The organism is Pseudarthrobacter sp. NamB4 (genome assembly GCF_005796185.1).
Classification (GTDB): domain Bacteria; phylum Actinomycetota; class Actinomycetes; order Actinomycetales; family Micrococcaceae; genus Arthrobacter.
In genome coordinates, this window is record NZ_VAHM01000007.1 from 16,249 (window position 1) to 29,425 (window position 13,177).

The window sequence follows — 13,177 nt, forward strand, 5'->3', positions numbered from 1 at the left end:
TATGACGCAGCAATTCTATGTATCGCCCGAGCAGCTGATGAAGGACCGCGCGGACTTCGCGCGGAAGGGCATAGCCAGGGGTCGGTCCGTCGTCGTCATCAGCTGCCAGGACGGCATCGCCCTCGTAGCCGAAAATCCTTCACCTTCCCTCCACAAAGTCGGCGAGATCTACGACAAAATCGCGTTCGCCGCCGTCGGGAAGTACAACGAGTTTGAAAGCCTTCGCCAGGCGGGGGTCCGGTACGCAGACGTACGCGGTTACTCCTACGACCGCGAGGATGTGACTGCCAGGGGCCTCGCAAGCGTGTATGCGCAGAGCCTGGGAGCCGTGTTCACGGCTGAACAGAAGCCGTTCGAGGTGGAACTGGCGGTCGCTGAAGTGGGCCCCACCCAGGGTGAGGACCACCTGTACCGGCTGACCTTTGACGGCTCCATCGCAGACGAGCACTCCTTCGTTGTCATGGGCGGCCAGGCGGACAAGGTCTCCTCAGTCATTGGGCAGGGCTGGCGCAGTTCGCTGAGCCTCGCAGAAGCCGTGCGCCTTGCCGTGTCAGGCCTGGTCCCGCCGGCAGAGGCGGACGAACAGCCGAAGACACTGCCCCCGGGTGCCCTGGAAGTGGCAGTTCTTGACCGCGATTCGGAGGCCACCCGCGGATCCAGGCGGGCCTTCCGCCGGCTCAACGACGCGGAAATCACTGCACTGCTGGCCTAGGAGGACAGTACAGATGGACAAGAGAATCTTCGGAATCGAAACCGAGTTCGGGATCTCGTATTCGAGCCCCGATTCAAGGCCTCTTGCTCCCGAGGAGGTGGCCCGGTACCTCTTCCGCAAAGTGGTCAGCTGGGGGCGCTCATCCAACGTCTTCCTAACCAACGGATCACGGCTCTACCTAGATGTCGGGTCCCACCCGGAATACGCGACGGCTGAGTGCGATGACCTGGCACAGCTCATCGCCCACGACCGCGCGGGGGAGCTGATCCTGGACGACCTTGTGGACGAAGCGCAGGCCCGGCTCGCGGCAGAAGGCTTCAACGGCACCGTCTACCTGTTCAAGAACAACACCGATTCGGCCGGAAACTCGTACGGCAGCCACGAGAACTACCTCATTCCCCGGCGCGGCGAATTTTCCCGACTTGCGGAGATCCTGATCCCGTTCCTGGTCACCCGCCAGCTGATCGCCGGTGCGGGCAAGATCCTCAAGACTCCCCATGGGGCCACCTACGCCTTTTCCCAGCGGGCTGACCACATTTGGGAAGGGGTTTCCTCCGCCACCACCCGTTCGCGGCCCATCATCAACACCCGCGATGAGCCCCATGCGGATGCCGAATTCTATCGCCGCCTCCATGTCATTGTGGGTGACTCGAACATGTCTGAGGCCACTGCCCTCATGAAAATCGGCACTGTTGACCTCGTCCTGCGCATGATTGAAGCAGGTGTGATCATGCGGGACATGAGGATGGAAAACCCCATCCGCAGCATCCGTGAAATCTCCCATGACCTCACCGGGCGGGCGTTGGTCCGCCTGGCCAACGGGCGCCAGCTCACTGCCCTCGAAATCCAGCAGGAGTACTTGACGAAAGTGACGGCTTTCGTCAAGGAGCACGGAGCCCACAACCCGCACGTGCCGCTGATCCTCGATCTTTGGGAGCGCACCCTCAAGGCGATCGAAACCGGCGACTTCAGGGGCATCGACACCGAGATCGACTGGGCCATCAAGAAGAAACTCATGGACAATTACCGTGAACGCCACGGACTTGGCCTGGACCATGCCCGGATTGCCCAGCTGGACCTCACCTACCATGACATCTCCCGCGGCCGCGGCTTGTTTTACCTGCTCCAATCACGGGGTGCGGTGCGGCGAATCGTGGAGGACACAGTCATCAAGGACGCCGTTGACGTCCCGCCCCAGACCACCCGCGCCAAACTCCGCGGCGACTTCGTGCGCCGGGCCCAGGAGCTGGGCCGGGACTACACCGTTGACTGGGTCCACCTCAAGCTGAACGACAGGGCGCACCAGACAATCCTGTGCAAGGATCCCTTCCGCAGTGTCGATGAGCGGGTGGATGCGCTCCTGGACTCTATGGGCTAACACCCAGCTTCAGGGTCTATTCTGGATAAGGCCCCTATCCCGGCCTGCCGCGTTGAGCCGTTGCCATGCGGAACATCGCCTTCATCCTGCCCCGACGAAAGTTCTCTTACGTGCGCCGACTACTAGCAATCCTTCTTCCCGGTCTGTTGCTGCTGACCGCCTGCGGCGGCTCAACCGCCGAGCCGGAACCCACCAGCGTATCCGCTGGTGAGACTGCCAAGTTCGACTCCCTCAAACTGACCGACAACGGGGACAAGAAAGCCCCCGGTGTGGAATTCACCAAGCCGCTGGAAGTGGCAGAGCCAACTGTCAAGGTGATCACTGAGGGCAGCGGCGAAACAGTCAAGGCGAACCAGGTGGCAAACATCTCCGTCCTGGCGCTCAACGGTAAGGACGGCAGTATGCTTGAGGACACGTTCCCCAACGAGCCGGAGCCCCTGGAACTTAACGAGGAGCTGAAGACCGGAAGCGAGGTCATCTACAACGCCTTTGTTGGGGCCAGGGTCGGCTCCAGCCTGGCGCTTGCCGTGCCCGGACAGGCCGCCGCCGCAGGCGGTGAAGCACAACCCACGCAGTTGCTGGTCATCAAGGTGATCTCCGCGGAGGACATTGCTCCCGTGCTCGAAAAGCCTGAAGGTGAAGCCATCACCCCGCCGGCCGGTCTTCCCAAGGTGACCGAGAATGGCGAGGGCATCCCCGAGATCAACGTCGAGGGCGTGGCCGCTCCCACAGCACTGGTCTCGCAGGACCTCATCAAGGGTAACGGGGCCACTGTGAAGGAGACCGACACCCTCACGGTGAACTACGTCGGCGTCACCCTGGCCGGCGGCACCAAATTCGATTCCAGCTTCGACCGCGGCGAACCCGCAAGCTTCCCCCTCACCGGCGTGATCAAGGGCTGGACCCAGGGCCTCGCCGGCAAGACTGTTGGGTCCCGCGTGCTGCTGGTCATCCCCAAGGATCTTGCGTATGGAGAAGCCGGCCAGGGCGAGGCCAAGGGCGACCTTGTCTTCGTAGTGGACATCCTCGGGGCCAAGTAGCAACACTTACAGTCGGGCCGCGGCTTCCTGACGGCGGCATCCACCGGCATCACATCTACCAGCACATCCACACCAAAGGAGCAACCATGTCATTTGGCCAGCGTGAATTCGACCGCCAGAAGCCCGAGATCGATTTTCCCGAGGGAGACGTACCCACTGAACTGGTGATCACGGACCTCATTGAGGGCGAAGGCCGGGAAGCCCAGCCCGGGGACACAGTTTCCACCCACTACGTTGGGGTTGCCTGGTCCACCGGTGAAGAATTCGACGCCTCCTGGGGCCGCGGGGCACCCCTTGACTTCCGGGTTGGTGTCGGTCAGGTCATCCAGGGCTGGGACCAGGGCCTGCTGGGCATGAAGGTGGGCGGCCGCCGTCGGCTGGAGATCCCTTCGGAGCTGGCGTACGGATCCCGCGGTGCCGGCGGAGCGATCGCTCCCGACGAGGCCCTGATCTTCGTAGTGGACCTCGTCGGCATCCGCTAAACCGTCCAGCGGGCTGTCACGAGCTGCAGGAAACGCGGCAGCAGCAGGAGCAACCTTTTTTGCTGCTGCCGCGTTTCCTGCGTTCCGGCGAGGATTTTAGTAACGTAACGAGGGTGCCCGCATCCCGTACTGAACGACTCCTTAACCTGCTCATCGCACTGCTGAACACCAAGTACGGCCTGCGCCGCAGCGAGCTGCGCGAAACGGTCTACCGCGATGTCTACGGTAACGAAGCCTCCTTTGGCCGCATGTTCGAACGGGACAAAACCGATCTGCGGAAGTTCGGCTTCGAGGTCGAAACGCTGACAGACCTGGGCTGGAGCGAGGACGACCCCGCCACCACGCGGTACCGGATCGGCAAAGAATCCAACCGCCTGCCGGACGTCCAGCTGGGGCCTGAAGAGTGGACGGTGCTCCTGCTCGCTTCACAGCTCTGGGAACGGGCAGCCCTGGGCTCAGCCGCCCAAAGCGCGCTGCGGAAGCTGCAGGCATCCGGCGGCATGGCGGACGTCCAGCTGCCGGCCGGAGTCCAGCCCCGGATCAAGCCCGCAGGCCAGGCCTTCGACGACCTCGTTGCCGCGATCCATGCCAAGCACCCCGTCATCTTCACCTACCTTGCGGGCAGCACCGGAATTGAAGAACAGCGGTCAGTGGAGCCCTGGGGCCTGGGCAGCCGTTTCGGCCACTGGTACCTGGTGGGTCATGACCGCGTCCGGAGGGAAACGCGCCACTTCCGGCTCTCGCGGTTCACCAGCGCGGTTTCAATCCAGGAGCGCGAACAATTCAGGCCGCCGCGCGACTTCAATGTCCGGCAGGAACTGGAACGTTTGCCGGAACTGCCGCTGAGCACCGCCGTCGTGGACGTCCGGGCCGGACGCCTGCTGGCACTGCGGCGCCGCGCAATCGCGCAGGACGAGGCTGGCCGGAACAGCGCCCCGGTCAGCGGCCTCCAGGGGCCCGAGACAGGCTCTGACCGACTCATCCTGCAGTACCGTGACCCGGAGGTGCTCGCCGAAGAGCTCGCCTCGTACGGCCCGGACGCCCTGGCGGTTGCTCCCCCCGAACTGGTGGACGCCGTGCGGCGAAGGCTGCGCGCCGCAGCTGACTTCTCCGCCGCTCCCGTACCGGAATACAAGTTCGCGGATGCTCCTGCCCGGCCGGTCCGCCCGCGCACTTCCGAGGACCAGCTGAAGCGGATGCTCCAGCTCGTCCCCTTCCTGGTGCACAACCAGGGCCTGCACATCCAGGACGTGGCGGACCGGTTCGGCATCAGCAGGAAGGAACTGGAGAATGACCTGCAAATCCTCATTTGTTCCGGACTTCCGGAAGGCTACCCGGATGACCTCCTGGACATCCAGTGGGACGACGACCACGTGTACATCACCCAGGACCTGGACCTGACCAAGCCGGTCCGTTTCACTGTCGAGGAAGCGTGCGCGCTCCTCACGGGGCTGGAAACGCTGAATAGCCTCCCGGACGTGGCAGAAGGGGGTGCGCTGGAATCAGTGACGCTCAAACTCCTGGCCGCCGCCGGTGAGGAGGGGCTTCGTGCCGCGTCCGTCGCCGGGCCGGAAGTGGCGCCGGCGGACGCTGCCACCCATGCGCTGGTGCGGCAGGCCATCGAGTCGCGGGCCCAACTTCACCTCACTTACTTCTCCCCGCAACGGGACAGCGTCTCGGTGCGGGACGTGGACCCGCTGCGGCTGTACTCGCTGGATAACACCTGGTACCTCGAGGCGTACTGCCATTCGGTGGAAGGGCTCAGGAATTTCCGCCTGGACCGGGTACAGGAGATCCACGCCAACGGGCGCCCGGCAGCCGTCCGCGCTACGCCCGCCCAGGGGGTTCCGGCCAAACTTTTCACCGCCAGGGACGATGACACCACCGTCACCGTCCAGCTCACCCGGCAGGGGAGGGGGCTGGCCGATGACTACTATGCCGAACGCACGGCCGAACTGGACGACGGCGGCCTGGTGGCCGACATCCGTTTCGGCAACACCGCCTGGCTCCCGATGTTTGTGGCCCAGCACGGCGGTTCTGTCCGGATCCTGGAGCCCGCCGAACACGCAGAGGCAGCCCGCGCCTGGCTGGCGGCATCCTTGGCCAGGTACGGCGGATAGACTTCTCAGCATGCCTTGGTGGTCCTGGATCCTGATATGGGTGGCGCTCGTTGCGCTTTCGCTGCTGTTCTATGTCCTTTTGGGCATCCGCCTCTTCCGCCAGTTCATGGCGACCATGCACGATCTGGGCGCAGCGGGCGACAAGCTGGGGCACCTGAACCCTGTTGGGCCGGACGGGGAGCAGCAGGCGGATCCGGGCGAGCCCCGCCCGGGATCCGCGGTTTTTGCCTCACCTGCTGCGATGCGACATGATTACGAGGCATCCAAGTCATCCCGACGGGAAGAACGCCGACTGCGGCGAGTGCAGCGCAAGAAGGACCGGGGCCAGCCGCAGGCCCTCGGCGATCTGGACTTCACATAGAAGTAAAATGTAGTAAGACGAAAGGATTTCCCATGGGAAGACTCTTCGATGGCCCCTGGCCCATCGTAATCATCATCGTTGTTGCCCTGCTTCTCTTCGCCGCGCCCAAGCTTCCGGCCATGGCACGCAGCCTTGGACAGTCCATGCGGATTATCAAGTCCGAGGTCAAGGAAATGAAGAACGACGGCAAGACCGATTCCACGGACGCCTCAGGTCCGGTTGAGGGCACCATCGTGAACCACCCCAAGGCGAAGCCCGGTGAGCCGACAGACGGCACTGACGTTCCGCCGTCAAACCGCGCCTGACCCCCAGTGGCACTGTCGCGGGCCCGTAAAGCCAACCCAGAAGGGCGCATGGCTCTTTGGGACCACCTCAAAGAGCTGAAGAACCGGCTGATCAAGTCAGCTATCGGCGTCGTCATTGGCGGCATTGGGGGCTGGATACTTTACGATCCGCTGTTGAAGGCGCTGGCCGACCCCGTCAACAGCATCTCGCAGCAGACCGGCGGGCTTTCGGCAATCAACTTCGGAACCATCGCGTCCCCGTTCGACTTCAAGCTCCAGATGTCGCTGCTCATCGGCGTGGTGATTTCCAGTCCCATCTGGATCTACCAGCTGTGGGCATTCATCACGCCTGGGCTTACCTCGAAGGAGCGCAGGTACACGCTGGGCTACATGGCGGCAGCAGTCCCGCTGTTCCTTGCCGGCATCTGGGCGGGCTGGCTTGTCGTCCCGCAGGTTGTCCGGGCTCTGACCCAGTTCACCCCTGACGGCTCCTCGAGCGTCATCGATGCCCGCACCTACATCGAGTTCGTGACGCGGATGGTCCTGGTGCTCGGCATCGCCTTCCTGGTGCCGGTGGTGCTCGTGGGCATCAACATGGCCGGCGTCATCTCGGGACGCGCCATCCTCAAAGCCTGGCGGATCACCGTTTTCCTGGTGTTCGTCCTGGCCGCCATTGCCGCTCCCGGGGCGGACGCCATTTCCATGTTCATGTTGGCCGGCCCGTTGCTGGTTCTCTTTTTCGCTGCCATCGGCATCTGCCTCATGAACGACAAGCGCCGGGAGCGCCGCCAGGCCAAGCGCATGGCCGAGACAGAGGCAACAGCGGACATCGCCACCCCGGGCAGTGAGCTGAAGAACCTCTAGGCGCCCGTTAGGCTTGGGGTATGTCCTCCAACACCGGGCCCACCGACTTTGAAGAGCTCTCCCCGGCTGAGCGCTACCGTGCCAGCGCCGAGCGCAGGGCCGAAGCAGCGACGTACCTGGGCGCCTTTGTCCGCACCCTGGACTTCGAGCTCGACGACTTCCAGCGCCAGTCGTGCCGTTCCCTGCAGGAGGGCCGGGGAGTTCTTGTGGCTGCGCCCACGGGGGCCGGAAAAACGATCGTTGGGGAATTTGCCATTTACCTGGCGCTGCAGCGGGGCCTCAAGGCCTTCTACACGACGCCCATCAAGGCCCTGAGCAACCAAAAGTTTACTGAGCTCTCCGAGAAGTACGGTGCCGATAAGGTAGGCCTGCTGACCGGCGACACAAGCATCAATGGTGACGCCCCTGTCGTCGTCATGACCACCGAAGTGCTCCGGAACATGCTGTACGCCGACTCGGCCACCCTGGACGACCTCGGCTATGTGGTGATGGACGAGGTGCACTATCTTGCCGACCGCTTCCGCGGCGCCGTGTGGGAGGAAGTGATCATCCACCTTCCGAGCGAGGTGCAGGTGGTCTCCCTCAGCGCCACCGTCTCGAATGCGGAGGAGTTCGGCGCCTGGCTGGATACCGTCCGCGGTGACACGGACATCATCGTTTCCGAGCACCGGCCGGTGCCGCTGTGGCAGCACGTCATGGTCGGGCGCCAGATCATGGACCTGTTCGCCGGCGAAACCACGTTCGATGAGATTGCGCCGCCCGTGGACGAGGAGGACGAGCAGCCGTCCTCCTCAAAGGAGGCGTCCAAGGGGCGGGGCTTCGAGGTCAATCCCGATCTCCTGACTGTTGCCCAAAGCGAGAGCCAGCAGAGCTTCCGCAGCCGGCCGGGTCCCGGCGGACGCGGCCAGCGGGGCAGGCGCGGCAACGAAATGCCGGGCAGGGAAGAACGGGGCGTACGTCCCGCCAGCCGTCCCCAGGTCATCGCCAGCCTAGACCGCATGGACCTGCTCCCGGCCATCACCTTCATTTTTTCCAGGGCCGGCTGCGACGCTGCCGTGGCACAGTGCGTCAGTTCCGGTCTGTGGCTGACCACCGAGAAGGAGCAGCGGATCATCGCTGAACGCGTTGATGAAGCCGGATTCGAGATCCCGCCGGACGACCTGGATGTGCTGGGCTTCTGGACGTGGCGGGACGGGCTGCTGCGGGGCTTTGCCGCGCACCACGCCGGTATGCTGCCGACGTTCAAGGAAGTGGTGGAGAAGCTCTTTGCCGACGGCCTGGTCAAGGCAGTCTTCGCGACGGAGACCCTTGCGCTTGGCGTCAACATGCCTGCCCGGTCTGTAGTCCTGGAAAAGCTTGACAAGTTCAACGGCGAGGCCCACGTGGACATTACCGCGGGGGAGTACACCCAGCTGACCGGCCGTGCCGGCCGCCGGGGAATCGACGTCGAAGGCCACGCCGTGGTGCTGTGGCAGCCGGGGACGGATCCGACGGCGGTCGCAGGCCTGGCCTCGCGGCGCACCTACCCTTTGAACTCGAGCTTCCGGCCCACGTACAACATGAGCATCAACCTCCTGGCCCAGTTCGGACGGGCAAGGGCCCGGGAAATCCTCGAGTCCTCCTTCGCGCAGTTCCAGGCGGACCGTTCCGTAGTGGGGCTCGCCAAGCAGGTGCGCAGCCGGGAGGAGTCCCTGGCCGGCTACGCCAAGGCGATGACCTGCCACCTGGGGGACTTCACCGAGTACGCCCGCCTGCGCAGAGAACTGTCCGACGCCGAGAACCTCACCTCGCGCACCAAGTCGCGCGCCCGGAAGTCATTGAGTGACGATTCGCTGGCGAGGCTCCTGCCCGGCGATGTAGTGCATGTTCCCGGCGGCAGGGCACCCGGCCCGGCCATCGTGCTCAGCGCGGACCACACCAGTCGGGAGCCAAGGCCCGCGGTCCTCACGCTTGACAACCAGCTGCGCAGGATCGGCACGGACGATCTGGAAGGCCCTATTGCGCCCATAACACGGATCCGAATCCCAAAGTCTTTCAACGCGAAGGTGCCCAAGTCCCGGCGGGACCTTGCGTCCTCGGCCCGGAATGCCCTGCGCGAAAACAGGCCGCCCGCACCCGGTAACAACCGCAACAACGACTTCGGCCTCGCAACGGCCCTGCCCAACCAGGAAAAGCGTATTGCGGACCTGCGCCGCGCCCTCCGCGCCCACCCCTGTCATGGCTGCAACGAGCGGGAGGACCACGCGCGCTGGTCCGAACGGTGGTGGAAGCTGCGGCGGGAAACTGACGGCCTGGTGCGGCAGATCCAGGGCCGTACCAACACCATCGCCAAGACTTTCGACCGCGTCTGTGATGTCTTGTCCTCCTACGGATACCTCGAACCGGCGGGGGACGGAAGGCTGGCCATCAGTCCTGACGGCCAGCGGCTGCGCAGGATCTATGGTGAGAAGGACCTGCTCATTTCCCAGTCCCTGCGGCTGGGCGCGTTCGACGATTTGGATGCCGCGGAGATCGCCGCCCTCGCAAGTGTGCTGGTGTACCAGGCGAAACGCGAAGACCGGGGGCTTCGGCCCCGGATGCCGAGTGTCTCCCTGGAGACGTCGGTGGACATCGTCATCCGCGAATGGTCTGCCCTGGAGGATGTGGAAGAGGAAAAGAAGCTTCCGCTGACCGGTGAGCCTGAACTGGGCCTTGTCTGGCCCATCTACAAGTGGGCAAGGGGCCGGCATCTTCAGGATGTCCTCAGTGGAACGGACCTGGCGGCCGGCGACTTTGTCCGCTGGGTCAAGCAGGTGGTGGACCTTCTTGACCAGCTTGCCAAGATCCCGGGCCTGGATCCCCGCCTTGCCCGGCTCTGCGCCGAGGCAATCTCGCTGATCCGCCGCGGCGTTGTGGCCTATTCCTCGGTCCTCTGACCAGCGCGATCCCCTGACAACTCTGCCAATCCTGCCTGCTGTCCGCAGGCCTGCCCATACCAGGAGTACTGCCCCGTATGTCCCAGCCTGAACCACTGCCCGGTTCCCGCCCCAAGACGGTCCTGTACCGCAACGGGTCCGTCTACACTGCAGCGGACCCGTTCGCCACAGCCATGGTGGTGGACGGAGACACCGTCGCGTGGGTGGGATCGGAACAGGCGGCGTCCTCCATCGCAGACAGTTCCATGGAGATCATCGACCTTCGGGGCGCGCTGGTTGCGCCCGGTTTTGTCGACTCCCACCTGCATCTCACCGAAACCGGCATCGCCCTGGAATCCCTGAAGTTGGGCGGGATACGGTCCGCGCGGGAGCTGCTTGACGCCGTAGCTGCCGCCCCCGGTGACGGTCCTGTCCTGGGGCACGGCTGGGATGAGACGGCCTGGGTTGACGGCACCCTGCCCAGTGCGGAGGAACTGGAGCGGGCGTCGGCGGGGCGCCCGGTCTACCTGTCCCGGGTGGACGTCCACTCGGCACTGGTTTCCACGACACTTGCGCAGGCGGCGGGGCTGCGGGAGATGGATGGGTTCGACGGCGGCGCACGGGTTCGGAGGGCTGCGCACACGGCAGCCAGGCAGGCAACCCGGCGCTTGCCGGAGTCCATGCTGCAGCGGCACCAGTCACGAGCGCTGTCCGAAGCGGCTGCCAACGGTTATGTGGCCGTAGCGGAAATGGGGGCTCCCCATATCGGCGGAGCGGAGGACCTGAGGCTTGCGGCAGCATGGAACGGCGGCGGGTCTGAAGGCGCGGGGGTACCGGAGGTCCTCGCCTACTGGGGCGAACTGGCCTTGTCCGAAGAGCATGCCCGCAGCATCCTTGAACAGTTCGGCTTCGCTGTGCGCGGGCTCGCCGGTGACCTCAACATCGACGGCTCTGTGGGGTCCAGGACAGCGGCCCTGAGGACCGGCTACACGGACGCGCCAGGGGAGCGGGGCAGCCTGTACCTAAGCGTTGATGAGGCAGCAGCGCATCTGGCGGCCTGCTCCCTCGCCGGTGTACAGGGCGGGTTCCACGTAATCGGTGATGCCGGGCTGGACGCTGCCCTGCAGGCCCTTGGGCTTGCGGCCAGGGAAGTAGGGGAGCAGCGGGTGCGGGCAGCCGGCCACCGGTTCGAGCACGTCGAGATGGCCGATCCTGCCGCGGTGGAAACCCTGGCACGTTACGCGGTAACGGTCAGTGCTCAGCCGGCGTTCGATGCCGCCTGGGGTGGCCCCGGGGGACTCTACGAGCAGAGGCTGGGGGAGCGGAGCAGTTCCATGAACCCCTTCGCGCGCCTGTACTCGGCAGGCGTGCCGGTCTGCTTTGGCAGCGACAGCCCCGTCACCCCGCTGCGGCCGTGGTCCAGCGTCCGGGCTTGCCTGGAGCACCACAACCAGGAAGAGCGCATTTCCGCCCGGGCTGCCTTCCTTGGCCACACGCGGGCAGGTTGGCGGGCAGCCAGGTACCCCAATCCCATGGCTGGGCAACTCGTGCCTGGAGCCCCCGCCAGTTTCGCCGTGTGGGAAGTCGAGGAACTGATGGTCCAGGTGGCCGACGGCCGCGTCCAGTCCTGGAGCACCGACCCGAGGGCCAGGACTCCGCTGCTCCCTGCACTGGACACGGGCAGTGACCCGGTGTGCCTCCAGACGGTGCGGGACGGCGTCGAACTTTTCGCCAGTCCCGCGCTGCGGTCCTGACCAGGTCCCCACCGCCCTATAATTGGTAGTTGCGCCCGCCGCCGACCTGTCCGCGGCCGGACGCACCGACCATTTCCCCCAGGAAAGGCCCCCTGTGCGCGTCCTCACCATCATTCCCACCTACAACGAGCTGGAATCACTGCCGAAGACCCTCCAGCGGCTTCGCGCGGCAGTTCCGGCGTCGGACGTGCTGGTGGTGGATGACAACAGCCCCGATGGCACCGGCAAGCTTGCCGACGGCTTCGCCGCCGAGGACTCCCAGGTTCATGTCCTGCACAGGAAGGGCAAAGAAGGGCTCGGCGCGGCCTACATTGCCGGCTTCAGATGGGGACTGGACGCAGGGTACGACGTCCTGGTGGAGATGGACGCGGACGGGTCCCACCAGCCGGAACAGCTTCCCCAGCTTTTGGAAGCAGTTGAGCAGGGGGCGGACCTTGCCATGGGCTCGCGCTGGGTCCCCGGCGGAAGCGTCGTCAACTGGCCGCTCTACCGCCAGGCTATCTCCCGGGTGGGAAGCACCTACGCCAGGCTCATGCTCGGACTGAAGATCAAGGATGTCACGGGCGGCTACCGCGCATTCCGCAGGACCACCCTGGAGAAGCTCAACCTGGACCAGGTGGACTCCGTGGGTTATGGCTTCCAGGTGGACCTCGCTTTCCGGGTGGCCCGCATGGGGCTCCGCATCGAGGAACGGCCCATCACCTTTGTGGAGCGGGAACTCGGTGCATCCAAAATGAGCGGCAACATTGTGCTCGAAGCCATGGTCAACGTCACCAAGTGGGGCCTGCAGGCCCGCTGGAACACCCTGACCCGGAAGGCAAGCGGACAGCCCTAGGCGGCCGGCAGGGACAGGAAAGGGGCCGTCCCCGCACCTTTGGTGCGGGGACGGCCCCTTTTAGTGTCAGGAAACCCCTTAGGCGGAGCGCCGTTCTCCGCGGCGTTCGCGCAGGATGGTCAGCCGGTCCTCGAGGATCTGCTCCAGCTCAGGAAGCGAGCGGCGTTCCAGAAGCATGTCCCAGTGGGTGCGGACAGCTTTGTCGTTGCTCGTGTCGGGGCGTTCGCCGTCAACCAGGAGCGCTTCCTTGCCGGTCTTGGAGACCCAGACAGGGGGAATTTCCGCCTCTGAGGAGAAAGTGACGAAGACCTGCTCGCCGTCCTCGCACCGGTATTCGACGCGCTGGCGCGGAGCGGGCTCGACGCCGGACTCAGTCTCCATGCTCTGCGCACCAAGGCGCATGCCCCGCAGGCTGCGATCGCTCATAATTTCTCCCTCTGGTCGGTTCGCGGT

General features: G+C 64.9%; 12 protein-coding genes. 11 read left to right on the forward strand and 1 reads right to left on the reverse strand.

The features are described 5' to 3' along the window. Nucleotide 1 precedes the first annotated feature (1 nt). The 11 genes from prcA to FDW81_RS08345 all read left to right on the forward strand — a co-directional run bounded on the left by prcA (nt 2) and on the right by FDW81_RS08345 (nt 12,724). Nucleotides 2-712, forward strand: a complete 711-nt coding sequence (gene prcA / locus FDW81_RS08295) for a proteasome subunit alpha (RefSeq protein WP_138133725.1) — start codon at nt 2-4, stop codon at nt 710-712. Nucleotides 713-725: 13 nt separating this feature from the next. After that, complete coding sequence (gene pafA / locus FDW81_RS08300; RefSeq protein ID WP_138133726.1) at nt 726-2,090, forward strand: Pup--protein ligase; 1,365 nt, start codon at nt 726-728, stop codon at nt 2,088-2,090. A 110-nt stretch (nt 2,091-2,200) separates the two neighbouring features. Beyond that, on the forward strand, nt 2,201-3,130 hold the full coding sequence (locus tag FDW81_RS08305) for an FKBP-type peptidyl-prolyl cis-trans isomerase (protein ID WP_138133875.1): 930 nt from the start codon (nt 2,201-2,203) through the stop codon (nt 3,128-3,130). A gap of 86 nt (nt 3,131-3,216) precedes the next feature. Continuing rightward, the gene (locus FDW81_RS08310; protein WP_138133727.1) at nt 3,217-3,612 is read left to right on the forward strand and encodes an FKBP-type peptidyl-prolyl cis-trans isomerase; all 396 of its coding nucleotides are present in this window, start codon (nt 3,217-3,219) and stop codon (nt 3,610-3,612) included. A 113-nt stretch (nt 3,613-3,725) separates the two neighbouring features. Further along, nucleotides 3,726-5,732 carry a YafY family protein gene (locus FDW81_RS08315; protein WP_138133728.1) on the forward strand — a complete coding sequence of 669 codons (2,007 nt, stop codon included), beginning with the start codon at nt 3,726-3,728 and terminating at the stop codon, nt 5,730-5,732. Nucleotides 5,733-5,742: 10 nt separating this feature from the next. Continuing rightward, nucleotides 5,743-6,093: a hypothetical protein gene (locus tag FDW81_RS08320; protein ID WP_138133729.1), complete on the forward strand. Its 351-nt coding sequence runs from the start codon at nt 5,743-5,745 to the stop codon at nt 6,091-6,093. Between the two features lie 32 nt (nt 6,094-6,125). Beyond that, nucleotides 6,126-6,398, forward strand: coding sequence for a Sec-independent protein translocase subunit TatA (gene tatA, locus FDW81_RS08325; RefSeq protein WP_104997977.1), 273 nt, complete (start codon nt 6,126-6,128; stop codon nt 6,396-6,398). 48 nt (nt 6,399-6,446) lie between these two features. Further along, the gene (gene tatC / locus FDW81_RS08330) at nt 6,447-7,241 is read left to right on the forward strand and encodes a twin-arginine translocase subunit TatC (protein ID WP_138133730.1); all 795 of its coding nucleotides are present in this window, start codon (nt 6,447-6,449) and stop codon (nt 7,239-7,241) included. A 20-nt stretch (nt 7,242-7,261) separates the two neighbouring features. Next, complete coding sequence (locus FDW81_RS08335; RefSeq protein WP_138133731.1) at nt 7,262-10,156, forward strand: RNA helicase; 2,895 nt, start codon at nt 7,262-7,264, stop codon at nt 10,154-10,156. Between the two features lie 77 nt (nt 10,157-10,233). Further along, entirely contained in the window at nt 10,234-11,889 is a 1,656-nt protein-coding gene (locus tag FDW81_RS08340; protein WP_138133732.1) for an amidohydrolase, read from the forward strand. A gap of 94 nt (nt 11,890-11,983) precedes the next feature. Beyond that, nucleotides 11,984-12,724, forward strand: a complete 741-nt coding sequence (locus tag FDW81_RS08345; RefSeq protein ID WP_138133733.1) for a polyprenol monophosphomannose synthase — start codon at nt 11,984-11,986, stop codon at nt 12,722-12,724. Between the two features lie 78 nt (nt 12,725-12,802). On the opposite strand, the gene FDW81_RS08350 is transcribed toward FDW81_RS08345, so the two are convergent. Beyond that, nucleotides 12,803-13,150 (reverse strand): RNA polymerase-binding protein RbpA, encoded by a 348-nt coding sequence (locus FDW81_RS08350; protein WP_013600997.1) that lies wholly within the window; start codon nt 13,148-13,150, stop codon nt 12,803-12,805. Nucleotides 13,151-13,177 lie beyond the last annotated feature (27 nt).

Excerpts from the sequence above, each read along its gene's own strand:
- prcA (WP_138133725.1), top strand. The coding sequence starts at position 2 with ATGACGCAGCAATTCTATGTATCGCCCGAGCAGCTGATGAAGGACCGC.
- pafA (WP_138133726.1), top strand. The coding sequence starts at position 726 with ATGGACAAGAGAATCTTCGGAATCGAAACCGAGTTCGGGATCTCGTAT.
- FDW81_RS08310 (WP_138133727.1), top strand. The coding sequence starts at position 3,217 with ATGTCATTTGGCCAGCGTGAATTCGACCGCCAGAAGCCCGAGATCGAT.
- FDW81_RS08320 (WP_138133729.1), top strand. The coding sequence starts at position 5,743 with ATGCCTTGGTGGTCCTGGATCCTGATATGGGTGGCGCTCGTTGCGCTT.
- tatA (WP_104997977.1), top strand. The coding sequence starts at position 6,126 with ATGGGAAGACTCTTCGATGGCCCCTGGCCCATCGTAATCATCATCGTT.
- tatC (WP_138133730.1), top strand. The coding sequence starts at position 6,447 with ATGGCTCTTTGGGACCACCTCAAAGAGCTGAAGAACCGGCTGATCAAG.
- FDW81_RS08335 (WP_138133731.1), top strand. The coding sequence starts at position 7,262 with ATGTCCTCCAACACCGGGCCCACCGACTTTGAAGAGCTCTCCCCGGCT.
- FDW81_RS08340 (WP_138133732.1), top strand. The coding sequence starts at position 10,234 with ATGTCCCAGCCTGAACCACTGCCCGGTTCCCGCCCCAAGACGGTCCTG.
- FDW81_RS08350 (WP_013600997.1), bottom strand. The coding sequence starts at position 13,150 with ATGAGCGATCGCAGCCTGCGGGGCATGCGCCTTGGTGCGCAGAGCATG.